At 59.5% G+C, this 24101-nt stretch carries 20 protein-coding genes and 1 pseudogene; 2 read left to right on the top strand and 19 right to left on the bottom strand.

The window, feature by feature from the left end; genetic code table 11:
* Positions 1-4: 4 nt before the first annotated feature.
* The 18 genes and pseudogenes from LGQ10_RS03530 to LGQ10_RS03445 all read right to left on the bottom strand — a co-directional run.
* A complete protein-coding gene (locus tag LGQ10_RS03530) occupies positions 5-4216 on the bottom strand; it encodes a hypothetical protein (protein ID WP_226524707.1) in 4212 nt (1403 codons plus the stop codon).
* Between the two features lie 81 nt (positions 4217-4297).
* Entirely contained in the window at positions 4298-4621 is a 324-nt protein-coding gene (locus LGQ10_RS03525; protein ID WP_058434648.1) for a hypothetical protein, read from the bottom strand.
* A 365-nt stretch (positions 4622-4986) separates the two neighbouring features.
* Positions 4987-7227, bottom strand: a complete 2241-nt coding sequence (gene gspD, locus LGQ10_RS03520; protein ID WP_413247583.1) for a type II secretion system secretin GspD — start codon at positions 7225-7227, stop codon at positions 4987-4989.
* Entirely contained in the window at positions 7224-7760 is a 537-nt protein-coding gene (locus tag LGQ10_RS03515) for a general secretion pathway protein GspN (RefSeq protein WP_226524706.1), read from the bottom strand. Before LGQ10_RS03515 ends, gspD begins: the two co-directional genes overlap by 4 nt.
* The gene (gspM, locus tag LGQ10_RS03510) at positions 7757-8356 is read right to left on the bottom strand and encodes a type II secretion system protein GspM (protein ID WP_058434651.1); all 600 of its coding nucleotides are present in this window, start codon (positions 8354-8356) and stop codon (positions 7757-7759) included. The genes LGQ10_RS03515 and gspM overlap by 4 nt, the downstream gene beginning before the upstream one ends.
* The gene (locus LGQ10_RS03505) at positions 8331-9428 is read right to left on the bottom strand and encodes a PilN domain-containing protein (RefSeq protein WP_226524705.1); all 1098 of its coding nucleotides are present in this window, start codon (positions 9426-9428) and stop codon (positions 8331-8333) included. The genes gspM and LGQ10_RS03505 overlap by 26 nt, the downstream gene beginning before the upstream one ends.
* Complete coding sequence (locus tag LGQ10_RS03500) at positions 9425-10138, bottom strand: type II secretion system protein GspK (RefSeq protein WP_226524704.1); 714 nt, start codon at positions 10136-10138, stop codon at positions 9425-9427. The genes LGQ10_RS03505 and LGQ10_RS03500 overlap by 4 nt, the downstream gene beginning before the upstream one ends.
* Positions 10135-10746, bottom strand: coding sequence for a prepilin-type N-terminal cleavage/methylation domain-containing protein (locus tag LGQ10_RS03495; RefSeq protein ID WP_226524703.1), 612 nt, complete (start codon positions 10744-10746; stop codon positions 10135-10137). The genes LGQ10_RS03500 and LGQ10_RS03495 overlap by 4 nt, the downstream gene beginning before the upstream one ends.
* A complete protein-coding gene (locus LGQ10_RS03490; RefSeq protein ID WP_226524702.1) occupies positions 10743-11123 on the bottom strand; it encodes a type II secretion system protein in 381 nt (126 codons plus the stop codon). The genes LGQ10_RS03495 and LGQ10_RS03490 overlap by 4 nt, the downstream gene beginning before the upstream one ends.
* Complete coding sequence (locus LGQ10_RS03485) at positions 11120-11584, bottom strand: GspH/FimT family protein (RefSeq protein ID WP_226524701.1); 465 nt, start codon at positions 11582-11584, stop codon at positions 11120-11122. The genes LGQ10_RS03490 and LGQ10_RS03485 overlap by 4 nt, the downstream gene beginning before the upstream one ends.
* A gap of 2 nt (positions 11585-11586) precedes the next feature.
* On the bottom strand, positions 11587-12009 hold the full coding sequence (gene gspG, locus LGQ10_RS03480) for a type II secretion system major pseudopilin GspG (protein WP_226524700.1): 423 nt from the start codon (positions 12007-12009) through the stop codon (positions 11587-11589).
* 12 nt (positions 12010-12021) lie between these two features.
* Positions 12022-13233 (bottom strand): type II secretion system inner membrane protein GspF, encoded by a 1212-nt coding sequence (gspF, locus tag LGQ10_RS03475; protein ID WP_226524699.1) that lies wholly within the window; start codon positions 13231-13233, stop codon positions 12022-12024.
* A gap of 2 nt (positions 13234-13235) precedes the next feature.
* Entirely contained in the window at positions 13236-14936 is a 1701-nt protein-coding gene (gene gspE / locus LGQ10_RS03470) for a type II secretion system ATPase GspE (protein ID WP_226524698.1), read from the bottom strand.
* A gap of 70 nt (positions 14937-15006) precedes the next feature.
* Complete coding sequence (gene plcR / locus LGQ10_RS03465) at positions 15007-15603, bottom strand: phospholipase C accessory protein PlcR (RefSeq protein WP_226524697.1); 597 nt, start codon at positions 15601-15603, stop codon at positions 15007-15009.
* A gap of 17 nt (positions 15604-15620) precedes the next feature.
* Positions 15621-17810: a phosphocholine-specific phospholipase C gene (locus LGQ10_RS03460; RefSeq protein ID WP_226524696.1), complete on the bottom strand. Its 2190-nt coding sequence runs from the start codon at positions 17808-17810 to the stop codon at positions 15621-15623.
* 416 nt (positions 17811-18226) lie between these two features.
* Positions 18227-18670, bottom strand: a complete 444-nt coding sequence (gene plcR / locus LGQ10_RS03455; protein WP_226524695.1) for a phospholipase C accessory protein PlcR — start codon at positions 18668-18670, stop codon at positions 18227-18229.
* A gap of 375 nt (positions 18671-19045) precedes the next feature.
* Positions 19046-21052: a neutral/alkaline ceramidase gene (locus LGQ10_RS03450; RefSeq protein WP_226524694.1), complete on the bottom strand. Its 2007-nt coding sequence runs from the start codon at positions 21050-21052 to the stop codon at positions 19046-19048.
* A gap of 225 nt (positions 21053-21277) precedes the next feature.
* A pseudogene (locus LGQ10_RS03445) lies at positions 21278-21615 on the bottom strand (transposase); the annotation flags it as partial.
* Between the two features lie 38 nt (positions 21616-21653).
* On the opposite strand from LGQ10_RS03445, the gene LGQ10_RS03440 reads away from it, so the two are divergent.
* Together LGQ10_RS03440 and LGQ10_RS03435 are read left to right on the top strand one after the other, a co-directional pair.
* On the top strand, positions 21654-21845 hold the full coding sequence (locus tag LGQ10_RS03440; RefSeq protein ID WP_226524693.1) for a DUF4209 domain-containing protein: 192 nt from the start codon (positions 21654-21656) through the stop codon (positions 21843-21845).
* Between the two features lie 222 nt (positions 21846-22067).
* Positions 22068-22706, top strand: a complete 639-nt coding sequence (locus LGQ10_RS03435) for a hypothetical protein (RefSeq protein ID WP_226524692.1) — start codon at positions 22068-22070, stop codon at positions 22704-22706.
* 309 nt (positions 22707-23015) lie between these two features.
* On the opposite strand, the gene LGQ10_RS03430 is transcribed toward LGQ10_RS03435, so the two are convergent.
* Complete coding sequence (locus LGQ10_RS03430) at positions 23016-23945, bottom strand: hypothetical protein (RefSeq protein WP_226524691.1); 930 nt, start codon at positions 23943-23945, stop codon at positions 23016-23018.
* Positions 23946-24101: the final 156 nt, after the last annotated feature.

Genomic DNA, 24101 nt, shown 5'->3' with positions numbered 1-24101 from the left:
TGCTTCAGTGATAAGCGCTGACTAGCGCGGTGGACAGATCCAATGGCGACAAGCCAGGCAACACCGCCTTGAGCCCCGCGCCGGTATCCTCGGCGGGGTATCCGGCTTGCGCCATGGCGGCGGCCAAGTCCTTGGCGACCAGCTCGGGGAATGCCCCGTGCAGAGCGGTGGCACAGGCCACGCCAGTCGCGCCTTGGGCTCGTAGGGCACGCGCCGTTTGTACGGGGCCGGGGTATGCCTGGATCAGCGCCTCCGCCAAGGCTTGCGGTGGCGTCTGTGGCCAAGCCGCGAGCAAGCCCTTGCTGGTGTCGGCCACGGCGTAACCACCCCCGGCCATGGCACTGGCCAGGGTGTTGAGGGTCAGGGCGGGGAACGCGTGGACCAACTGAGGACCGCAGTCGACACCGGGCACGCCCTGGGCACGTAGGCGGCTGGCCATCTGCACCGGATCCGGGTAGGCCTGTGCCAGCGCCGCCGCCAGGTCCAGGGGCGAGGTTTGCGGCCAAACGGCCATGAGGCCCTTGCTGGTGTCGGCCATGGCGTAACCGCCCCCGGCCATGGCACTGGCCAGGGTGTTGAGGGCCAGGGCGGGGAACGCGTGGACCAACTGAGGACCGCAGTCGACACCGGGCACGCCCTGGGCACGCAGGCGGCTGGCCATCTGCACCGGATCCGGGTAGGCCTGTGCCAGCGCCGCCGCCAGGTCCAGGGGCGAGGTCTGCGGCCAAACGGCCATGAGGCCCTTGCTGGTGTCGGCCATGGCGTAACCGCCCCCGGCCATGGCACTGGCCAGGGTGTTGAGGGCCAGGGCGGGGAACGCGTGGACCAACTGAGGACCGCAGTCGACACCGGGCACGCCCTGGGCACGCAGGCGGCTGGCCATCTGCACCGGATCCGGGTAGGCCTGTGCCAGCGCCGCCGCCAGGTCCAGGGGCGAGGTCTGCGGCCAAACGGCCATGAGGCCCTTGCTGGTGTCGGCCATGGCGTAACCACCCCCGGCCATGGCACTGGCCAGGGTGTCGATGTTCAGGCTCGGGAAGGCGTCCAGCAATTGTTGGGCGCAACGGGCTCCATCGACCTTCTGGCTGTTAAGAGCCGTCGCCATCTCTACAGCGCTGGCGTACAGCGTGATGGTGATTTCGACCGTGGCCGAAGGCACACCGGGCACGATGTCGTTCTGGCCGTCGGCAGGGATGGCCTGGACCTGTAGTTGGTAGAGTCGTGGTGAGCCGGCGGCACCGATGAGGGTCAGTTTGGCAACCCGCTCTTGGCCCTGGGTACTTGCTTGCAACGGGGTCACCTGCAACGGGCTGCCGGCGTTGTGTATGACCGCCTGATAGCGTGTGGCATTGGCCACTGCTTGCCAGCGCAGGGTAACGCTGCTGCCGGCACTGCTGGCTTGCAGGTTCAACGGCTGGTCCAGGCGAACAAGGGTCAGCACATCGCTGGCCGGGCTAGCCACGGTGGTGTTGCTGCCGTGTGTCACCAGGCTGAAGCCAAAGTTGCCGGCAGGCGCCGCCGCCTCGAAGGTGACGACACACTGCGTAGGCGGTGCCTGTTGTGGTTGGGGCGGTGCAATGTTCCGGTCGGGGACCCAGGTGCTACCGGCATGCATGCTGGAGAGGACATAAGATTGTGCTTCGGGCACGGCCGCCCAGCTCAGCAACACGCCACAGTCGGGCGCGATGATGCTGCTCTCGTTGTGCGCCTGCAGGGCTGTCGGCGCGGCAAGACGCTGGAATGATGCACCGACCCATACAGTCTTGGCATCGCCATGAGTACCCTGCACCTGGGCCTTGTACGGACCGGGGAGCCATTGGGCGTCGAAATCGAAATGGGTGTCGCGCGCGGCGACGTCCAGGCCAGGTTGGTCGAGCAGGACTTTTGCTGCGCTGTCGAGCAGTTGCGCATGATAGCCGGCGTTCCCCTGGCCACCGCCCCAGGCGAGTGTCACTACCCGGTTGGCGACGCTGACGCTGGGGTGGTCGGGCGGGCTTTGAGTGCCAGTCCCCGTGCCGGTTCCGGTGCCCGTTCCAGTGCCTGTGCCCGTCCCGGTTCCAGTGCCGGTGCCAGTCCCTGTCCCCGTACCGGTTCCGCCGACAATCGCGATGATGCTCGCCACCGCACCTGCTACCGCCGCCGCTGCGCCCGCTGCTCCTGCGGCGGCCGCTTCGGATGCAGCCAGTGCCGACGCCGCGGTTGAAGCCACGGCGTCGGCGGCGGCGCCGTCTATCAGTTGCTGGCATGCCAGCGTGGCTGCGTAAGAGGCGGCAGCCTTGCCCGCCGTCAACGCAATCAATGTGGCGATGGCCTCGCTGTTCTTGAGCAGGCCCTGCACGAACGATTCCGCCGCGCTGGCCAGCGCGCGTTCGATATAGGCCCCGAGCTCCGACATCTTGATCGAGTTGGGCAAGGGAATCGAGACAATGCCAGGGAAGGGGATCGCTGCGGCGGTCAACGAAGTGTCGGCGATCGTCAGGGTGTACTTGCCGTCCAGTTGCAGGCTGACGCCGTTGTCCTGCGTGCTGAACGACACGCTGATTTTGAATGTCGATTTGAGCAAGGTCTTGAAGGCGAAATCCACCAACTTACCGCAGCCGGAACTGCCTTGTTCGGACAGCTTTTGCAGCGTCTTGATGAAGTCTATCGCCTGGGTCAGGTAGTCGAAGCTTGGCCAGTTGGTGACCTGGAAACCACCGTCCTTGCTGTAGCGCACACCCAGCGAGACATTTTTCGGCAGAAACGGCGAGTAATCGGAAAGAGAGGTGAGGGTGCCATCGATCTGCATGTTGCCCTTGCTGTTCTTGCTGGTCATCACGCTGACATCGACGCCGAACGATGCCTGCATGAACCACAAGCTGCCAGCAAACCCCATCGACTGCTTGCCCGAGACCGTGGAGATGGCGAGTGCCGGGCCACCAGTGGCGCTGGTCGCCTTGGGCGCGGCGATGGTCAGGATGTAGATGTCGATGGGATTGCCCAGGGCGATGGAAGCGGTGACACCGTCCTTGGCGATCTGGATGTTGCCAACCACCTCGAAGGTGGTAACCAGTGTCAGGTCAAACAACGCCTGGATATTGAAACCCGGTTGGTAGGCGATGCTGCTGGCCGGTGGCGCGGCAGGCAATGTGCCCGGCACGATGGGGCAGGCGAACGTATCCAGGCTCAATGGCTGGCTGCCTGCCGCCTTGCAGTAGTAGAGCTGGCTGCCGGCCTTGAAGACGATGTTGATCAGCGAGCTGGGCCACACCGCTTCACCGATGCACTGGTTGAATACATCACCGATCGAGAGGGTCTTGTCGACTTTGACACTGGCCACCTGAGGGGTGGTGTCCTGCAGGTAAATGTATCCGGTGAGCTGGGCCGACCCCACCTTGACGGTGCCCTGTACCTGGAAGTTCTTCTGCGCGCTGGGGCCGCCATAGCGAGCGAAGACGCCGAACATCAGGTTGCTGAACGAGATGCCGGTCATGGCCCCACCGAACAGCGTGGGGATGCTGGCGTCAGGCGCAGCAGACTGCAGGCAGGCGGCGAAGGTCTTGTTTACATCGTCGGAAACCAGCGCACCACTAAAGGCATAGTTGTTGTCGAACACCGAGACACTGAGATTGCCGATGACGCTCAGTTGCCTGGCCGTGGTGAACTGATAGTTGATTTTGATGTTCTCAAAACCGAACAGGCCAAACAGCTTGATGTTGGGAAGCGCCGCCGAGTAGAACGCCTGCTTGACTGCGGTACCAGCCGCGCTGCCGCTGGCCAGCACAGCGGACAAGGAGAGCGTGTCACCGGCGCCTGCCGAGGTGTCGTAACCGATCTGCAGCAGGCTGCCGAACAGTTCTATGTCTTTGAGGCTGACCGTCAGCCAGAACCCGCAGGTGTTGTCCATGGTCAGCGTGGTTTTCGCCACGCTCGTGGGGACCGGCGTTTGTGGAAAAACGCTGAACAGATTCGTGCCGCTGGGCGGCGTACCGTTGCCGAAATGGCTGAAGGTGAAGAAGCCTGCATCCTGTACCAGTAAGCGGCCGGTGGGCAGTTGCGTATTGAAGGCGTTGTTGATCAGCTCAAGAACATCCATCCCGCCAGAATTAGCAGCGGCCAAGTCCGCGTAGATCAGGCTGTATTGACGTGACAAGTCCAGTTGGCACTTGCTCTGGGTGGCGAACTTGCCACCGAAAATCTCTGACCAGGCAAAATGCGCCGATACGCGGATATCCATGGGCGAGCGGCCCTCCCGCAGGCAAGGTACTTCGAAGTAGCGGGGCAATGACTATTGCCCCTCCACGTAGGTGGACGTGATCTAGCTGAAGGTATGGGTCTTGGAGTTGTAGTTACCTTCCGAGACGACCACGTTCAGGTCCTTGACCACATCGCTGCCGATCGCGCCCGAGATCACGTCCATAGGTGGCGACACGGCGACATACACCTGATTGGTAGTGCCCACGGCGACTTCCAGCAGGGTTTCCGGGTCCGGCGTCTTGCCGCCAGCTTCGGGAGCCTGGGAAATGACACTGAACAGGAACGGTGCTGCCGCTGTGGGAGCGGAACTTGGGATGGCGAGCGAGGCAGTGTAGGTTTTGTTATCGATGTTGAAGACTGCGTTTACGACAGCGCTGATAGCCATTATGAGAACTCCATTCTGCATTGACTGGCGATTACGATGGGTGCCCAGCTTTCTGGTACCCGACGGTGACGCATGATGACTGTAGTAGGCATGGTTAATGGCTAATAGCCATGCGACGAACGGTCATCGCTGGACCGTCCAACACCCACTTCTATCTGGCAGGGAAGAAAGCTGAACCAGCCCAGCGATGCGCCCCGGGCTGCGTAATCCAGGGAAGTATCCGTAATCGGGTCCACCCGCACCCGTTCGACAATGGGATGTCCCCGGCCCAGTTCGAGAAAAGCTTGACGCCCTGTCCGGGATTAGTTGACCACAACGATTGAGCCTGGACAGCTGCTGTACAGGCTTTTCGGCGTCTTGAACGCTCAGAGTTTTTGCAGTGGCTGGATAAGCTGGAAGCGCTGGCGATACTCATCCGTAACCTGGCGCGCCTCGCTGTTACCGGTGATCACGCGAGGGGTGATGAGCACGATCAGCTCCGACCGGTCGTCATTGCGGATGGTCGTACCGAACAACCACTTCAGCCCTGGCACCTTGCCCAGGTACGGCACGCTGCGATCGGCCTCTGCCTGGTTTTGCTTGATCAGGCCTCCCAGCAGGACAGTCTGGCCGCTTTGCACGGCAACCTGGGTAGACACCGCGCGGGTCGAGATGGTCGGGTTGGCCGGTGGCGTCGCGGTTGTCCCGGTTCCGCCGCTGGCGGGAGTCGTGGCGTCGCTGACCTGTTGCTGAATGTCCATGTACACCAAGCCGCCGGGGTTGATGCGTGGCACCACATTGAGGATCACCCCCGTCTGCACGTATTGCACGGAGCTGGTCTGGATGGCGCCGACCCCGGTATTGATGGTGGTCTGGCTGATCGGGATGTTGTTGCCCACCTGGATCCGCGCTTGCTGGTTGTTCATTACCACCAGCGATGGCGCCGAGAGCACCTTGGTGTTGCCGCTGGTTTCCAGTGCTCGCAAGGCCACCTGGAAGTTGTTGCTGACAAAGGAGTAGAACAGCGAAGCCGATCTCACCTCGACGCCGCCTCCGCCCAATGCACCCTGGCTGCCCGTGGTGTTCTGTACGCCAGGAGTGGTCGAGTTGCCCGCCAGGTTCCCCAGGTACCATTGCACGCCCTGCTCCAGAGAGCCTGTCAGGCTGACTTCGAGAATGCGTGTTTCGATCTGCACTTGTAGTGGGGGATTGTCCAGGCGTTGTATCGCCGACTCGATTTCAGCCCATTGCGCCGGCCGGCTGCGCACCAACAGTTGGTTGCTGCTTTTCTGGGCCGTGATGCGCACTGAATTGTCGAATGTTTCGTTGCTCGTGGCGTTTTCGGCCTGCGCCTGATCCTCGCTGCTGGCCTCGAACTCTTCTTCCGGCTGTGCCGCTTCGGTGTCTTCAGCGTTGCCGTTACCACCGATCCCATTGATGCCCGATGGCACACCTGAAACATTGCCGCTGCTGTCATTGCCAGTCCCATAACCATTGCTCGACAGGGTGACCGTACGCAGGCCGGGCGCTACCTGGGCGGCAGGCTCATCGGTGATTTTTGCATTGCCGTAAATCTGCCGCAGATACCTGGCAAGGTCGGTGGCCTTCATGTTGCGCACGTCGTACACATACATTTGCGGTTCATTGCCGCCGCCCTGGTCAATGGCTTCGATCCAGCGCCCGACATCACTGAGGTACTGCGGCTGAGAAGAGATCACCACGATGGAGTTGGTGCGTTCAATCGGCAGGAAACGCAACATCCCGGCCAGCGGCGTCGCGCTTTGCGCGCCGAACAAATGGTCCAGCTCGGGCATCAGTTTGCCGACGTTGGCGTGCTTGAGCCCGAAGACGCTGACTGACATGCCCTTGAGCCAATTGACATCGAAGGTGTCGATGGTCTGCTGATAGTTGCTCAGCTCATCGGGAGTGCCTGCCATGATCAGCAGGTTGCGGGCGGCGTCGACCTGCACGAAGGCATTTTCGCGGGCCATGGGCTGCAAGAGCTTTTGCATTTGCGGTGCGGAAATATAGTTGAGCAGAAAGAATCGGGCCGTCATGCCACTGCCCGGTTGTGGCAATGCCAGCTGCGGCGCGAGCTGGCCGGCGAGTGCCATGTTCGCCGGCAGCACAACGTAACTGCCGTTCTGCCGGATGATGGCGTTCTTGGTCAGTGCCAACAGGGTTTCCAGGATCGAGAAGGCCTGGCTTTTGTCGACGGGCCTGGAAGTCGAGAAGGTAACGTCGCCCACCACACCGGGGGCGATGCTGTAGTTCTCCTTCAGCACATCACCGAGGATGGTGTTGGCCACGGCCTGGATCGAAACATTGGCGAAGTTGAAGGTTACGCCTGGCTCTTGCGACGCCGCAGCGGCACGAGACAGCGCTGGCGTTCTTTTATTGATGAACTGCTGGTTGCCCTGGACAACCCGAGTGGTGGTGGGCGGTGTGATGATCGCCAGTGGCGATGCTTTCGGCGCCGGGATCGGCAGCGGTGCGCGATCAGTACCGGTGCCGGACAAGGCTTCCTTGATCAAGCTATCGTCCCGTGCGCTGTCGGTGGCCGGTGTTGTACAACCACAGAGTGCTATCGCGCCAGCCAAGCCAGTGTAGATGAATCGTTTTCTCACAGTTCGCTGTCCTTGGAAGTGTCAGGCAAAGAGGGGAGAGGCGGTGTGTTCTGCGGCACTTTCAATAGCAGCAGCTTCAGCGTTTGGGTGTTGGTGCCCTGGGTCAACGAGACGTGTGTCGGTTCGATCCGCTCGACTCGCCAGCCATTGGGCAGTTGTTGCTGTTCGAGGGCCGCCAGCTGTTGCCCGTCGCTCGTCCTGAAGAAGGCCTTGCGCAGGGTTGCGGAAGCGATGACACCGGTCAGGCTCAGGCCATTGAGCGACGATGGCGCCTTGTCGGTGGCTTGGGAGGGGGGCGGATCAGGCTGCCTATGGGCGTTGAACAGTGGCTTTTTCCAGGTGTATTCATGCGCTGACAGCGCTACGGGCATGGGATCGGCAGTGACGGCCGCTTTCCCCGGGGCTACTGATGGATTGAGTGGAGGTAGCCACTGAACCTTTGCTCCAGCGCCGTTGAGCAAGATCAGGAATAACCCCAGCAGGCCCAGTACGGCAGCACTCAGCCAACGAAGCGAGGGTGGGAAGCGCGTCACGGCGTCGCTCCTTTTGGTGTTGGATTTTGCAGGTAGGCGCTGATCAGCAGTTGCGCGGTCAACCGGTTTGCGCTGGCAAGCTGGCCCCGTGTTTTGTCGATCCGCACGGACTCGACGAACAGCGAGACTTTGCCGTTTTCCAGGCGATGCAGCAGGCCGGCCAGTGGCTCGATGGCACATTCGAGGTTGATCCGCACACTGACTTGCCGATAAGGCCCTTGCTGGGTGACGGGCACCGGAATTCGATTGGTCAGCGTGCAGCCACCGCCCACCGTGGCAAATACCTGCAAATCGGCGGCGACCAACTGCATCAGTTGTGCGGTGGCCGCGCCCATGTCGGAATCGGCCAGCAGGTTTTCATTGCCCACTGATGAGCGCCTGATCTGAGCCAGCGAGTTCTCCAGTGCTGGCCGTTGGTTGGACAATGCCACGTAGCGTTGCTGGTTGTGGCGTAGCAGCGCCATCTCATCGGCAATGGCCAACAAAGGCTGGCTGAACCAAACATGCAGGGTCAGAAAGTACACCCCGACCAGGCTCAAAGCGGTCAAGGTCAAGGCCAGGGCTCGCTGGCTAGCGGGGGTTGGTCGCAGGCGCATGGCTGGCCTCCGCTTTGCGTAGGGTGGCGAGCATGCTGAAGCGGTCCAGGCCGGTGACGGGGTCTGGCTGGATGGCACCCTGGAAATTGATGCCTTCCAGGCTGCGGCAGGCTTTCATGGCGCTGATCAGGGCGCTGGCCTGGCTGCTTTGGCCGGTCAGGCTGACCTGGCCGTCCGGGTTGATGTCCAGCGACTCCAGGGTGGTGTTCAGCGGGATGCATTGGGTCAACTCATTGAGCAGCGCCGCCATTGAGCGGCTTTGTGCCCGCCGTTCCACGACATAGCGTTGGGCATTGAGGGTGTCGTCGATCTGCCGATTGAGCGCCTGGACCTGTTGCGTTTGTTGTTGCAGGGTCTTGACCTGCTGCTGCATGTCTTCAAGGGCCTGCTGGCGGTTGTGCAGCCAGAGTTGCAGGCTGGCCAGCGCCAGGATCAGGGCGACCAGCGCGAGGACCGGAAGTGGCTGGATCAGCGAGCGGCGAATCTGGGCGCGGCGATGGGGTGCCAGCAAGTCGACGTGCAAACGTGCGCCGTGCTCATCCAGCACATCAACCGCCATGATCGAATGACCGGCCTGTTGCGCCTGATCGAGCAGCGCATCCAGCCGTTCACGGCTGACCACGGCCAGGCGAATGCGGATCAGCGAGTCGTGGGCGGAGGGCAGGCGGACACAGTCGAAATAAACCTGGCTGGCCTTGAACGGGGTGTACTTGTCCATCTCGAACGACAGCATCGAGGTGAGGTCCTGGGCCACTGCCGCCGGCAGCGACACTTCATGGAGCAAGCGCTGATGCGGCAGCAGGACCAGGACCGGTGGACCAGATGTCGATGGGGCGAGGGCCGGTTGCAGTTGCCCAGCGTCTCCGGTCCAGAAACGCTCGTCCCGTGAAAACAGCAACGGCTGCCTTTTCTCGGGGTTGATCCTGGCTCGCCAGGAGGCGGGCAGGCAGGCCACGAGCTCTGCCCGCCACCAAGCAAGGAATCCAGGCAGCGGCGACCCTCGCCAGCGCAGCAGTAGCCAGCGAATCAGGGGCTGCAGCCGGTCTGCCAGGGGTTGGATCAGCAGGTTCATTCTTTCCAGCGCAGCACCCGATACGGTCGTTGACCGCTTCCTTGTGGTGAGAGAAAAACCACGGCCTCCAGAGAAGCCGAAACCTGATTGTCCAGCGTCGCCAGGACTCGCACGTTGACCACCGATTCGGGGCCCCGCTGGAGCGCGACCTTTGACCGTGACAATTTGAGCAAGGCCAGCAGTTCGGGGCTGGCCGCATCCACATCCGGCTCCGCAAGGCCGGACCATAACGTGAGGTGCGGTAGCAAGCGGTCATACAGGCGCGCCTCCATGCCCGGTAACTGCTGCAACTGTTCGAGCGCCTTGAGGAGGCCAGCACTGCGCTGTTGGCCCAGGCTTTCACTCCATTGCCGAGCCTGTTCGGAGGTTGCCCCGAGGCCATGGGCCAGGCGCGCGAAACTCTCCAGCGCGACGAAGTTCAGATCCAGTTTGCCGCGCTCGCTGCTGACTTGCAGGCTCAGCGTGGCCTGTTCAAAGGGCAATGAGTAAACACGCCCGTCAGGCACCGTGCGCGCCGGGTAGGCAAACAACCCTTCGACCGCCAACGCCAGGCCCGCTTGCGCGGCCAGCAGGGCGCGGCTGTGTTGCAGTTCAAAAACGCTCTGGCGGTTTTCCAGGCGCAGGATCTCGACCAGGCTGCCCATCATCAGTCCCAGCAGGGTGATGGCCCACAAGACCATGATCAATGCGGCGCCGCGCTGGCGACTCATGGGGTCACCTCGGAATCCAGGCGCAACGCCACGATTTGTGTGGGCCACAGGCCGGCTCCGCGAGTATCGACGTCGATACGCACGGCCTGGGGCAGCCGGTCCGGCCAGGGCCAGCGCTCCAGCCAGCCGGTCGGTTGCCAGTTGGGGTCCAGGCCTCTGTAGCTCAAGCGCAGATCGTGAACCTCCTGCACTAGGATCTGGGGATTGCCCCAGGGGTGCAGCCCATCCGTGCGGTCCTGGCTGAAACTTATTTGCAAGCGACTGACACCAGCCGTGCCGGGCACCGCTTCAAGGGTATGCACCTGGACGCCAGCAGCGAGTTGCCCGGGCATCGGAGAAACGAAACGCATGCGTTGCCGCTCTCCTTCGAACACCTGTTGTTGATCCGCAGCGTGGCCAAAATCTTCGGCCAGCGCCTGTTGGAGTGCGCTGCGCAGAAAGTTCTGCGCGGTCCTTACTTGGGTCAGGCGATCGGTCTGTTTTTCGCTGAGCAGTAGCAAGTGGCTGCCGGAGCCCAGGGCGGACCCGATCAACACCATCAGCAAGCCGAGGAAACTCAGGGCGAGCAGCACTTCCAGCAGCGTGAACCCGCGTTGGCCTTGCCTCATGGCATGCCCCCGGCTGGACGCTTGATGGCCTTGAGCGTGACAAAGCGTTCCTGCCGGCTGCCCTTGACCAGCATGAGTTCCAGCTGGGAAAGGACAATGGCTCCCTCACCCCGAAGTGGGGTGGCGCTCAGGCGCCATTGGATACCGTCGCGAGTACCTTCCAGGTGGGCACCGCTGCCCAGGCCTTCTCCGTACTCGGCCATCAGCGAAGTGGCCATCAGCGCCATTCGGGTTGTCTGCCCATCCCTCGCCAGTGCCTGGGTGGCGTAACCCAGGGTATTGAGTACGACCGCAAACCCAATGCTCAGGACGACAATCGCCGCGAGTAATTCGATCAGGGTAAAACCACGCTGCTGGCTGGGAGGCAAAGGCGTCATGGCTGTTGCCTATCCCGCCACTCGACCCGTCCGGTGAGCCAGTCGATATCAATGCGCGACGCTTGGCTGCCGCGCGCCAGATATAGGTGCCCGCCAGTGGAGCCGCCGTTGGGGTAGAAGGTGATCAGTCCGACTTGCCCTTCATCGCTATCGGAAGTGGCCGCCGTCGTCAGGCGCAGGGTCATGCCGTCCGGCAAGTGGCGCGGTGCCTTGCCTGGTAGCTGATAGTTGTTGCGCAGTACATCCAGGCGCAGGGAGGCCGGTTGTCCAGCGGTGATGGCCTGGCTTCGGACCTGGCGCAACGCCAGGCTCAGATCACGTTTGACCTGACGCTCCTGGGCACTCTTGAGCCCCTGGGAGATACCCGAGGCCAACAGGCCGAAACCCACGGCAACCAAGAGCAGCACCACCAGCATTTCCAGGAGGGTAAAGCCCTGTTGAGCCGGCCGGGTGGCAGGCATGGCTATTCCCAACTGCCCAGGTCCTTGTTGTAGCCATCACCGCCGGGCTGGCCATCCTGGCCGTAAAAGATCAGGTCGAACGAACCGTGCTGGCCGGGTGTGCGATAGCCGAATGCATGGCCGAACGGATCCTTGAGATCACTGGCCTTGGCGTACGGACCGCTCCAACTGGCGGCATTGGCGGGGCGGGCAAGCAGCGCAGCGAGGGTGGGCGGCGGCGACCCGGCGTCCAGCGCATAGCTTTCAATTTTCATCGACAGGCTGGCCAGTTGTGCCTTGCCGGCACCGTACTTGCCCTTGTCGACATTGCCGCCCACCTGGCGAACGACGATGGTGGCGACAATGCCGAGCAAGACAATGACCGCCAGCATCTCCAGCAAGGTGAAGCCGCGTTGGTGCTTGGGCAGTGAACGAGCTGTGTTCATTAACGTCTCCGGTCAAAGGTTACTGGTCAGGCTCATCAGCGGCAGCATGATGGCCAGCATGATCACCGCCACCAACGCCGCCATGACCACGGTCAGGCTGGGGACCAGCGCGGCCAACAGGCGGTCGATGCTGCGCTTGGCCTCTTCATCGAAAATGCTCGCCACTTTCAACAACATGGCATCGAGTTTCCCGGACTCTTCACCCACTTCGATCATCTGGATCGCGAGGTCAGGCAATCGTTGTTCGGTTTCCAATGCCGTCGACAGCCGCTGACCGTCCTTGACCTTGACCGTGGCGTTTGCCACGGCGGCGTTCATCGCCAGGTTACTGGCGACTTGCCGGCTGATGTCGAGGGCATTGATCAGGGGTACGCCTTGGGCCAGCAAGGTGCCCAGGGTACGGGCGAACCGTGCGGTTTCCAGGCGTTTCAACAAACCGCCGGCCAGGCGCGATCGCAGCAGGTGTCGATGCCATTTCAAGCGGTTTCCGGGCCGGCCCAGGTAGCTCAGCGCTGTCCACGCCAGCCCGAGAAGCAGCGCCAATGCATGCAGGCCATAGCTGGAAAGAAACTGCCCGAGGTCGAGGATCAGCTGGGTCAGCAGCGGAACAGGCACCCCCAGGCCGTCGAAAATCGGCACGAACTGGGGGACCACATAAGCCAGCAGCAACACCAGCGAGCCGAGCACACCCACCACCAGGAAGGCCGGGTAAATCAAGGCGTTGATGACTTCCGTGCGGATGGCCAGCATCCGTTCCAGGTAGCTCGCCAGTTGCCCCAGGCTTTGATCCAGCACCCCGGCGGCTTCACCGGCGTTAACCAGGCTCAAGTACAGCGGGGTAAAGGATTGCTGTTCGACGGCCATGGCCGCTGACAGCGTCTGCCCGGCCTTGACCCGGTCGCGAATGCGTTCGATCAATTGCCGGGCCGCTGGTTTGCCGGGCTGCCGGATCAGGATACCCAGCGCCCGTTCCAGCGGCTGATCAGCCCCGAGCAACGTCGCTAGCTGCTGGGTAAAACGGCTGAGTTCCTCGCGACTGAAATGGGGCGAACGCAACCAGGAGGGACGAGACAAACCCGAGGCGCCGCTGGCGCGTCGGACCCGCAGGACCAGCAGGCCACGCTCTTGTAACTGGCTCGCGGCGGCCTGCGGGTCGCTGGCTTCAAGATGGCCGTTCACGGTGTTGTGGTCGGCATCCAGTGCCTTGTATTGATACTGTTCCATGGTCAGTCATTGCGCGTGATGCGCAATACCTCTTCCAGTGAGGTGATACCCGCCAGGGCCTGACGCAAACCTTCCTCATGCAAGGTGCGCAAACCAGCAGCGCGAGCGGCCTGTTCCAGGGTAGCGGCGTCGGCGTGACGCATCAGCAGCGAGCGAATTTCTTCATTCATCACCAACAATTCGGTGACGGCACTGCGTCCGCTGTAACCGGTTCCCGGTGCATCGGCCCTGGGACGGTACAGCCGGATCGGACGCTCATCGGTGTAGCGATCCAGCTGGTGCTCGGCGATTAGTTCCGCCGGCGCCTCAAAGGTTTCGCGCCATTGCGGGTCCAGCCGCCGCACCAGGCGTTGGGCGAGGATCCCGGTGACGGTCGAGGCGATCAGGTAGCTCTCCACGCCCATGTCCAGCAGGCGGGTAATACTGGCGGCGGCGCTGTTGGTGTGCAAGGTCGACAACACCAGGTGGCCGGTCAATGACGACTGAATGGCGATCCGGCAGGTTTCCAGGTCGCGTATTTCACCGATCATGATCACGTCCGGGTCCTGGCGGACAATCGAGCGCAATGCACCGGCGAAGTCCAGGCCGATGGCCGGCTTTACCTGAATCTGATTGATCCCGGCCAATTGGTATTCGACAGGATCCTCGACGGTGATGATTTTCCGCTCGCTGGTATTGAGTCGGGTCAGGGCGGTGTACAGCGTAGTGGTCTTGCCCGAGCCGGTGGGGCCGGTCACCAGCAGAATGCCGTGGGGGCGCTCGAGCAAATCGAGGAGCTGCTGGAGCCGCTGGCCATCGAAGCCCAGGCTGGGAAAATCGAAGGTCACCTTCTCCCGGTCCAGTAGCCGCATGACCACTGATTCGCCGTGACGGGTCGGCACCGTCGAGACCCGCAGATCCAGCTCCTTGCCTTGAATCCTCAACATCATGCGACCGTCCTGGGGCAGGCGTCGCTCGGCAATGTCCAGGTGCGCCATGATCTTGATCCGGGAAATCACCGCTGCCGACGAACTGACCGGAGGCGCCTCGCCTTCCTGCAAGGTTCCATCGATGCGGTAACGCACCTTGAGCTGGTTTTCGAAGGGTTCGATATGAATGTCCGAGACGCCCAGATCGACCGCTCGTTGCAACAACAGATTGACGATCCGGATCACCGGGGCTTCGGAAGCCAGGTCCTTGAGGTGTTCGATATCGTCGGTCTTGTCGACGCTCTCGCCGAGGTTTTCGATCAGCGTGCCCATGGCCGAGCGGCCCTGGCCGTAATAGCGTTCGATCAATTGTTCAATTTCGCTGCGCAGGCCAATCGACAGGCGCGCCGTGAGCTGGCTGGCATATTCCAGCGCCAGGATCGGATAGCGCTGGGTCGGGTTGCTCACCAGTATGTGCAGTTGATGGTCGAAGGGCGGCAAGGGCACCACGCCGTAGTGTTTCAGAAACCGCGGCGATACCTGCGGCAGGCCCCCTTCCAGCGGTGCCGCGTCGCTGCCATGCAACAAGGGGATGTCGAGCAGGGTCGACCAGGCCGTTGCCAGGTCTTGTTCCGAGAGCCGGCCGAGTCGAATCAGCAACTCGGGCAGGTCGTGTTGTTGCGCATCGGCCTCCAGCAGCCTGGCTTGTGCAACCTCGGCCCCTTTCAAGTGCCCCTGTGTTACCAACCAATCGATAGCTTGGGTGGTCAGTGTGGGTGAGTCGGCTATGGCCATCAGCGGGTTCCGTTGGTAAACAGCCCTTGCCACTCCATGACGACCGTGCGTCACGGGGTGACAAGGTGCCTTAATGGCTCAGCGGCTGTGGGGCACTGGTGCCGAATATCTCCAGGCGCAGGGCCTTGAGTTTTTCCTCGATGGCGGCGCGCCGAGCTTCGTCGCCTTCGACAGTCTTCAGTACTTCGTCAATCGCTTGGTTCGCGGCCTGCTGGTAGGCATCCAGTTGCTGGCGCTGGGCAGGCGAGGGCAGGGCCGGTGGTGTGGCGTGGTCTTTCATGTCCATCCAGATGCTGTAGTTCAGGCTCTCCAGTGACTTGGGGTCGGACTCGATGTTTGGCGTCAGTCGTTCCACCTGGGCATAGGCGGTCTTCAAGTCCTCGCCGTTGCTGACCGACGTTTTCAGCTGGTTGATCAAGCGCTCGGCGGTCTGCCGGCGTTCAGCGGCCGGCAAGGCGTTGGCGGTTTGCGAAAACGCGGTGATTTCCTGCTCCAGCGACGCTGGCGCTTGGCTGGCGGCGGCTGGCGCAGGCGCTGCAGGCGTAGCTTCGCTCACCGGGCTCGAGGCGACGCTGGGCGTTTGTTCCACGACCGTGTCCGCTGGCTGGCGAAACAGCACCAGGTAGGCAACCAGCGCCGCACACACCACTAAAAGAATGGCTTTCATCTTGAAGGCTCCTTTAATCAGGACGGCATGATGTCCAAGAGTGGATCGGTGCGGCTTGGCAAACCGGTTTCAACGTGTCCAGCGAGCCGTCGCGAGAAGTTGCTTTCGGTGTTGGTGGCCGTAAGGGTCAGGTCATACCAGCCGGAACTGCTGCGCAGCAACCAGGGATCGGTCAGGCTTTCACCCGGCTTGAGCTCAAGGGTGTGCACCGTATCGCCCTTGTACGCAGGGTTGGATTTCACCGTCACCGTACAGGGCAGTACCCCGGTATTCTTGATCGTCAGGACAATCTGCGCCCCCTGGTAGCTGACTGAAACTTCAGGCCGGGCGAGGGTCTTGGCCAGCTGGTTATTGCCGGTAAATTCCCGATAGAAGCCATTCGGTGCACGTACTTCAAAGCCGTAGCGACCGTTCGCATCGATACGATCCTTCAGGTTTTCGATGAGGGTCTGGCCGCGGCTTCTAAGGTTTGTTGCCGCATGGATATCGTAGCTGGTCACCGTATAGAACGCCGGGGCGCCCCGTTCGTTGGAGTGCACCTGGAGGACCGCAGCCGAACGTGCGTACGGGTTTTCCGGCAAGACCATGCCGTCGTTTCTCAAGTTGAGCAGCAGGCTGCCATCGCTGGCGGCGACGCTGACCTCGGCATGCAACTGGTAGGGCACCGCCAACGCGTCACGCTGGCCGGTTTCCTGGCCCGGCAAGGTCGTGGGGTTGGTGTAATAAGGGTAGGAGCGATAGTACTGCTTGTAGTAGGCGTCATCCTGACGGGCCTTGGTTTCAGTCAGGTTGGTGAGGTTGGCGGGAACGCTGCTATCGGTTTTCCCGGTGAAGTCGAAAAGCGAGGTCAAGTCACCGCAAACCGCCCGGCGCCAGGGCGAAATATTGTCCGCGGTGGCGCCGAAGCGTTTTTCGAGGAATCTGAGCACAGAGGTGTGATCGAAGACTTCGGCACTGACCTTTCCACCTCGGGACCATGGCGAGATCGCCAGTACCGGCACGCGCGGACCCAAGCCAATGGGCAACTGGGTGGCGCTTTCGATTTCGCCTTGGGTATCGACGGCCGAAATGCCGGTGCCCGGTTTCCATGGTGGTACGGCAGCGGACACATGGTCGAAATAACCGTCGCCTTCATCGTAGTTGATGATGAATACGGTCCTGGCCCAGACCTTGGGGTTGCTGGTCAGGGCTTCGAGAATCGTCGACACGTAGTATTCACCGAAGGAGGGCCCCCACCAAGGGTGTTCCGAATAACAGTACGGCGGCACGATCCACGACACTTGCGGCAAGGTGTTGTTTTGCACGTCTTCGCGCAACTTGGCCACTCCGCGAGCGACCATGGCTCGTTGCCATAAATCGGAGTCGGGTTTTGATTCCTTGAAGCGTTTAAACCAGGCCAGGGCATTGCAGTCGTAATTGTTGTCGGCCTGTATAAGCCACTTCCATTTGAGGTCAAGGTATAGCCACCAGAGTGAAGACGACTGGTAGCCGCCTTCCTGGTAAATACGCCAATTGATTTTGGCTTCGCTCAGGCGTTCTGGGTAGGTTGTCCAGTCCACAGAACCACTCACACCGATGGTGCCGTCGCCCATGCTGTTGGTGTATTGAACATTCTTGCCATCGCCGGTGGGCGCGGTGCGGCCGGTCATGTGATACAGGCGATTGGGGTTGGTGGGCCCCATGATCGATTGGTGATAGGCCTCGCCCAAGGTAAAGGCGTCTGCCAGGGCATAGTAGTACGGGATGTCATCCCGCTTGAAATGGCCCATGGCGGTGTAGTCCTGGATCGCCGCCCACTGGTCGTTGCGGCCTTCGTTCCAGGTCCCGTGAAACGCCGACCATTCGTGGTTCTGCGAACCTAACCATTGGGCGTGCACGTTCCTCGTATCGAAGTGATAAGGCAGGTATTCGGTGGTCTTGTAGGTTTGATGCATCACCGACTTGCCATCGGCGCGCTTGAGAACCCGGGGGTCGTTGAATCCACGAACGCCATTGAGGTGGCCGAAGTAATGATCAAACGAGCGGTTTTCCTGCATCAGAATGACCACATGGTCGACATCCTGAAGGGTGCCGCTGCGCACATCCGGCTCAATCGCCAGTGCGCGTCGTATGGTTTCGGGAAAAAGTCCGGACATTCCGGCCAGCGCTGCAGCCTGTGCACTGCCTTTCAAAAAAGTACGACGGTGAAACTTTGGGGCGTCTGTCATCGATAAGCTTCCTGTAAGGTGCGTCGGGGAAACGCCCTCATAAAAGTTCGACTTTATTGTTTTTTCTTGATGTTTTTATTAAGTAGAGCGCTATTTTCTCGACGTTCTAGGCGCACGTGCCAGGCTATGCTCTGCTGCAAAGTTAAGTTCCGGCATTTCAGATGCGACAGTTACTGATAGTAAAGACGACACCCAGGCAGCTCTTTCAGGTATGAAATTCAGCAGAAAAAAAGATGCACATTTACGGTGCATGGTTATTTTTCACGGACCCAATAAGCGCCTTCCTTCAAGAGGCTCCCATCGTTTCTAATCTGAGGGCTACGCCTCAAGCACTACCAGGGCATTAAAGGACAAAAAGCGGACTTTGAAAGACAGATATTTGATTTTTAAATAGTCGACGCCACACTACCTGCCCTTTATTGCAACAGGAACTGAGGTTCTTCCATGCCAAAGATCTGCTTGCGCAGTGCGCTGAGCTTTTCTTCGATAAGGCTGTGCTGTTGTTCTTCGCCTTCAACGCTACTGAGCACCTCATCAATCACCTGTTCAGAGGCTTTCGCGTAGAGGCCGATCTGCTCGCGCTGAGCGGAGGAGGGGGCAGGCGGCGGGGTATGGCTGTCCTTGAGTTCCATCCAGAGCTTGTAGTTCAAGGCTTCCAGAGGCTTGGGCCGAGGCTCGATGTAGGGCGTCAGTTCCTGGAGGCAGGTGTAGGCCTGGTTCAGGCTCGCCCCTTTGGCGACGGCGCTTTTTATCTCGTCTATCAAGTCTTGCGCGCGTTGCTTGCGCTCCGACTCCGGCAGCGTGCTGGCAGATTGAGAAAACGTGGTGATGTTGGCGACTAGCACTTTGATTTCAACCATGGTCGGTTCCCTGAAGAAAAGAGTGCGGGTGTTATCGAACTCGAGCCGATAGAGCCCTTATACGCAGCGGCCGTTAGGGTAGGGTACAGATATTACAAAACAACTCATGAATACCCAGGAGCCTGGGTAAGACCGGCAGTCATTAATAATGACTGCCGGGTCAGGATGACAACGAGCCAAGAGAAGCCAGGTTCAGGTCATGCCTAATGTAGTGAGTAGACAGTTGCTTTCAAGTAGGGTGGCGCCATCTTGAGTGGCGATATTGAAGAGGGTCATCTTGAAAGCGACGCTTATTGACAGTAGATGCGACGAGAGTATCAAGTGCCGGCCAGGCGACCAGCACTTGAAGTATCCCAGATGAGTACCAATCGAAGGTCAATCAGCCACCACTTCAAACTTTCGGGTAGTTCCTGTAAAGGCGCTGATAGTGCCCCAGACATTTTTCTGATCACCGCCATGGCTGATGTAGTAGTAGCCGGGTTTGGCATCCTGCGGAATATCCCAGGAAATAGTCGCCTTCGATGCGGAAATACCGACCCGTTCCCAGCGGTATTTGGTTTCCCAGTCGTTGTCGGTCGCCACACGTATCGCCGGTTTCTCACGGGTGGGGTCGGCTGAGGTGTAGTACACGCTGAGGAAGGTGTCTTCGGTATGCAGGTTGTTCTTCGGGTGCCCAGTGACAAAGGCCACCGCCACGGTTTGCCCCCGGTGGTAGATCTTTTCCGGTTGCTGCAACACATCGCCAAACGAGGTGCCGATGTAGGGGGCATCGGTGACGACACCGGTCTGGAAGTTCAACAAGCAGCAGGACAGGTCAGGTGGCTGGGCGGTACTGGCGACCGGCTGATTGTCACGCATGGCGCTGGCCATGTCGGTGAACAGCTGTTGATAGGCGGCCTGGGTCCAGGGGCCGAAGATCGTCGAGCCGCCTTCATATTCCTGGACACCGTATTCTTCGCGAGTGGTGACGTAACTGGAGTAGGCGTTGGCATAGCCATTGAAGATCACATGGTTGATTCCCATGGGTGCGACGATGGCTTGTACCGCCCGGCGAATGCGCACACCGGACATCACCGTAAACTCGGCCGGTGCACCCAGCACCGCGAGCTGGCCAATGCGGAACATCTGGATCGGCAGCACATTGGGGGTCCAGGGGAAGGGTTTCTTGTCGCCCGTATCGGCCAGTATCTGTTTTTCAGCCTGGCACTTCTTCAGCTCCTTGGACGGCACACCGGTCAGCAAGCCGCCAAGGAAAGCCAGCAGCGGATTATTGCTTTCACTGATGCCCAGTGGGCCAGGGCCATCTTCCGTACTGCCGGCCGCCAGGCTGCTGCCCAAGGCGGCAATACACAGCGTCTTCGGTGTGCCATCCGTGTAGTCAGGGCGTACGGTCAGGCCGTGAAAGTCGACAAACTGAAAGCGGTTGTCGAGCCCCCCGGTCACTTCCTCGGTCGGCCCGGTAGCCAGTTCATAGGCTTTGTTGAACTGTCTCAGGCCGATTTCCTTGGTGTTGGCGAACTCGTCTTCGGTCGGCCCTGAGCCTGGGCGCAAGTTCAAGTTGGGCGACAAATTGCCGGCATTGGTCTGGGCAAAGGCGGCGATAAACCCTGGTTTTTTACTGATGTCATGTTCCCAGTGGTAAGACGCATAGCCTTTGTTATCAGCAGAAATCAGATGATTGTTGTTGGTCATGGATGTGGCGTGTACAGGGAACCAACTGATGACTCCGGCAACCTCGCCCTGTTGGTCGACGAACTTCAATACCGTCATTTCCGGGTCGATACCGTCTATGTAGCCGGCGACATCCGGGTTGCGCTGGTGGGAGAGCAGCGATCTGTTCTTGCTGGCATTTTTAAGATCACCCTTGGCATAGAACAACCGGCCAGGCTGCATCTGTTGATGGGCCTGGTCAATTGAACGCACGATGCCATCGACAATCACGTTAAAGGTCTTTTCCTGAAAGCCCAGCACCGACAAGTCGTAGATAGTGTAATGGGAAAAACCACCGGGGCCTGAGTGAGTGTGAGTGGCCGCCAGCATCACATTGTTTTCGTTATAGACCCCTGGATATTTCTTCTCCAACTTGCGCAACACACTTTGCTGCACCGCTTGAAAAATCATGCCCAGGTCGGTGTTGACGTACACCAGCCGCTTGCCCGTGGCCGCATCTTCAATGATGAAAGCCCTCGACCATTGCCGCGTATGAATACCGGCGGTCTTCTGGTCGGTGGAGGAGTACCCCATCATCCCGACTTCCGCTGCCTCGCCGGTAATATCGGCTTTGCCCAAGCCAAATCGATAAGGTTGTTCGCCAGCAAAGCTGGTTGAACATAACAAGCAGGTGATGACAACGAGAACAGAACGATACAGTCGGACACTCATTTGAATCTCCCTGTGTATTTTTGTATGCGAAAGATAACCCTGCATTGCCGGACGCGTTGGAAGCGGAGCCGACACTGAAGACCAAGCTGCTGATCAGGGGCTGGTAGAAACTAGAACAGTCCGGTTCAGAGGGATGGGGTATTTACGGACACAAACGGGACTCTCTCGGACAACGGTCATGGATGAGGCAAGGATCGCCAAGGGCATGTGCGCAAAGAGATCAGCGATAGGCTCTTCAGAACGAAGTTGATCAATTAACGCGAACGCTCGTGTTCCTCGGCCATCAAGAGCGCGGTGGCCTTTTTTAGGATCGTTTTTCCCCGCTCCAGCCGATTGATCCGGGCTTCCAATTCCTGGATTTTTTGCTGCTCGGGCGTCAACGCTTTGCTTTGCGGAGTCACACCATTGTGCTCTTGCTGAAGCTGGTTAACCCAGCGACGCAGCGCAGATTTGACTACCCCAAGTGAACGACAGGCTTCGATGTGGCTATAGCCTTGATCAAGCACAAGGCCTACAGCCTTGTGTTTGATTTCAGCGGAAAATGAACGACTTTGCTTAGTCATCAGAAACCTCTATCTGGCGAGTATTCTCGCCTAAATGGGTGTCCGGTTTCATTAGGCCACTACACACCGAACTGCTTGGCCTTGACGTAGCTTTTGAAATCAAAGCTGTGTTCTGCAGCCCATATGGCCCGAACCTCAGGAACACCTTTGCGCATGGGCTACTTGATGACGATCAGTTCTATTCAGAGTCGGTCGTTTACGCCTGGTGGTTCATGTTCAAATACATCTAAGGGCCATTTTGGGAGACGGTCCCCAGGGCGTAGCGCTGCCCAAATTGATAGCGCTGTCGCACACTGCAGGCACACCCGCGATGTGAATCAACAGCTACATATGTGGAGGAGCAAAACAATTTCGCTTCAACCTTTAATTCCTGTTCCAGGGGCACAATTGATCGGTACCGTGCCGATCAAACCCTCCTGCAGGGTTTGACTTTCAGATTAAAGAGGACACTGATGAAAGCTGCACTAAAAGCCCATTTGCAGTCGTGGATGAGCCGACTCGAAGCACAGCAGGATACAGAGCGCGACCGTTCTTCGGATTATGATCCCTATTCGGATTACGACTATTTCCTGGATTACAAGGTGATGGGGATAGCGACGTTCCTGAAGCAGGTAGCCTACCAAGAAGACGATCTCGATCTGCTTGCGTTCGCGTCGAAAGCCGAGATGCAAGTCGAGAGCATGATTAGCGCTAATGAAGCAGCAGAGGAGGAGGCTTACCACGAGCATAATGAGCAACAGCAGGCCTACTATGAGCAAGATGAGCGCATCAGGAAGGCATGTGCCTACCATTTCTACACTGTCCCCGCGTTTTCGGTAAATACGTCGAAATACGACATGATGGTTCAGGATGCGGCAGCTAGATTTACTGATCCTTACAAGCTTTCTAGCTTGAGAAGGTATCTGGCGAGCGACCAGGTGCTTAGCAGAGTCTACGAGAAGGTGAAATCCCGCCTAAGAAGCACGTTTGACCGACTGGGTGACTCTCCAACTCTGGAGGAGATAGCACACGCCTTTGACGCTGAACTTTTGAATATCTATCGGCTGGCCGATGCCCACGTCGAACGGACGATTGCTCAGTATGCCCCGTAAATGCGGCCCGGGCGGATTACGCGGGCCTTGTGGTGGGCTTGGCGGGGGCTCTGGCCACCGCCAAGCGCCAATCAGCTACCGAGTGACACAGTATCCACAAGAGACGTGCGCGCCTTGGGCGACGAGCAGTCTTAGAATTTGCGGGGGACGTCGTATGTTGTCTAGACATTGGACGTGCCGCTCTGCGGACGGCTGTCGTAAACCGAGCCACTCCGTGTCTCGGCCCGATGGGCTTCCATCCTCACGTCTACGGCCGGTGGCCTGCGCGCTCCGCTTGCTGTTTTATGCGCTGGACAGAATGACGCCTGTTCAGCACTCGACGAAATGATCCGCTTGGTCAATGTACATTTCGATGTTCTCGAAGAGCCAGGTCTGGTTAGAGTTTTCCCCTCGGCCGCTCGTTCGGCGGACACGGGCTTTCCACTGCCCAAAGAAGATGTATTCATGTTGGCGTTTGAGCAGGTCGGCGAGGGGGGACTGCTTTAAAATCACCTGAGGCACGGGCTTGCGGACGATGCCGTTCTTGTCGGGCTCAACATAGGGAGAGGTGAGCTCTGCCACGTGATATGGGAATCGATCGCTAGGTGGACGAATGTCTTGAACATACCCGGCAATAGCCAATGGAATTGTCAGGGTGCCCGTACCGTAGTGGCGAGTGAAGTCGCAAAGGTTGCTGTGATCGAAGTAGAACTTACTCCAGGGGATGGTGGTTTCCTTGGATTTCAGCGTAACGAGGCTTTTGAGCTCGTCATTGTCTTCACACAATGCCCTCAGCTCGAGTATCTGACCCAGGGTTTTCAGATAGTTGGAAAGGCGGCCCTTGTTTCCATAACTTTTGTTCTGCGATTCGGTGGATGCCCAGCCTCGCCCCCTAGCATCCACTTCTGCGTCATCAAGCTCCCATAGGGCTTTGATCAGTATGTGAAGACGAAACTCAAATTTTGACGCTGAGATGGCCGAAAACAAATCTGAAGATGATCCTTTTGCGATGATGCCGAGCTGTCCCCCAAGATTGTATTTGCAGTTAGCATCGTGGTTGAACCGCTTTTTCAGCCTGAAGCAAGGAGCCACCTCAATCGTTTTGGTGGCGTATCGTCTGTCATGTCGCTTGACGAAAGATAGCCGCGCTTCGCACCCGTTGGATGGGCAAGATAACTGTCCTACAGGGTTCCCTTCATATTGCAGTGCACTGACTTTTGCTCCAAGAGCGTTCCTAGCCTCAGGGATTTTGCTTCCCATTCATTCCTCCTTGGTCTATAGCTCCACAGAAATTAGGCAAATTTACCTCTTCCAAGCATGGAGCGAGCAGGTTTGGTGCCTCACCACATGGCTTACAAACTCGCCGTGTTGGCTCCGACGCTCGTCCCATCTCTTTTTTGAGCTTTTGGGACGAGG

The organism is Pseudomonas sp. L5B5 (assembly GCF_020520285.1).
In the GTDB taxonomy this organism is placed as follows: Bacteria; Pseudomonadota; Gammaproteobacteria; order Pseudomonadales; family Pseudomonadaceae; genus Aquipseudomonas.
The sequence above is the reverse complement of the archived record's forward strand: the minus strand, read 5'-3'. Positions and strand labels throughout refer to the sequence as shown.

What these genes read in the sequence shown, in the direction of transcription:
- LGQ10_RS03530 (WP_226524707.1), bottom strand. Translation starts at nt 4,216, where the DNA reads ATGGATATCCGCGTATCGGCGCATTTTGCCTGGTCAGAGATTTTCGGT.
- LGQ10_RS03525 (WP_058434648.1), bottom strand. Translation starts at nt 4,621, where the DNA reads ATGGCTATCAGCGCTGTCGTAAACGCAGTCTTCAACATCGATAACAAA.
- gspM (WP_058434651.1), bottom strand. Translation starts at nt 8,356, where the DNA reads ATGCGCCTGCGACCAACCCCCGCTAGCCAGCGAGCCCTGGCCTTGACC.
- LGQ10_RS03505 (WP_226524705.1), bottom strand. Translation starts at nt 9,428, where the DNA reads ATGAACCTGCTGATCCAACCCCTGGCAGACCGGCTGCAGCCCCTGATT.
- LGQ10_RS03500 (WP_226524704.1), bottom strand. Translation starts at nt 10,138, where the DNA reads ATGAGTCGCCAGCGCGGCGCCGCATTGATCATGGTCTTGTGGGCCATC.
- LGQ10_RS03495 (WP_226524703.1), bottom strand. Translation starts at nt 10,746, where the DNA reads ATGAGGCAAGGCCAACGCGGGTTCACGCTGCTGGAAGTGCTGCTCGCC.
- LGQ10_RS03490 (WP_226524702.1), bottom strand. Translation starts at nt 11,123, where the DNA reads ATGACGCCTTTGCCTCCCAGCCAGCAGCGTGGTTTTACCCTGATCGAA.
- LGQ10_RS03485 (WP_226524701.1), bottom strand. Translation starts at nt 11,584, where the DNA reads ATGCCTGCCACCCGGCCGGCTCAACAGGGCTTTACCCTCCTGGAAATG.
- gspG (WP_226524700.1), bottom strand. Translation starts at nt 12,009, where the DNA reads ATGAACACAGCTCGTTCACTGCCCAAGCACCAACGCGGCTTCACCTTG.
- gspF (WP_226524699.1), bottom strand. Translation starts at nt 13,233, where the DNA reads ATGGAACAGTATCAATACAAGGCACTGGATGCCGACCACAACACCGTG.
- gspE (WP_226524698.1), bottom strand. Translation starts at nt 14,936, where the DNA reads ATGGCCATAGCCGACTCACCCACACTGACCACCCAAGCTATCGATTGG.
- plcR (WP_226524697.1), bottom strand. Translation starts at nt 15,603, where the DNA reads ATGAAAGCCATTCTTTTAGTGGTGTGTGCGGCGCTGGTTGCCTACCTG.
- LGQ10_RS03460 (WP_226524696.1), bottom strand. Translation starts at nt 17,810, where the DNA reads ATGACAGACGCCCCAAAGTTTCACCGTCGTACTTTTTTGAAAGGCAGT.
- plcR (WP_226524695.1), bottom strand. Translation starts at nt 18,670, where the DNA reads ATGGTTGAAATCAAAGTGCTAGTCGCCAACATCACCACGTTTTCTCAA.
- LGQ10_RS03450 (WP_226524694.1), bottom strand. Translation starts at nt 21,052, where the DNA reads ATGAGTGTCCGACTGTATCGTTCTGTTCTCGTTGTCATCACCTGCTTG.
- LGQ10_RS03435 (WP_226524692.1), top strand. Translation starts at nt 22,068, where the DNA reads ATGAAAGCTGCACTAAAAGCCCATTTGCAGTCGTGGATGAGCCGACTC.
- LGQ10_RS03430 (WP_226524691.1), bottom strand. Translation starts at nt 23,945, where the DNA reads ATGGGAAGCAAAATCCCTGAGGCTAGGAACGCTCTTGGAGCAAAAGTC.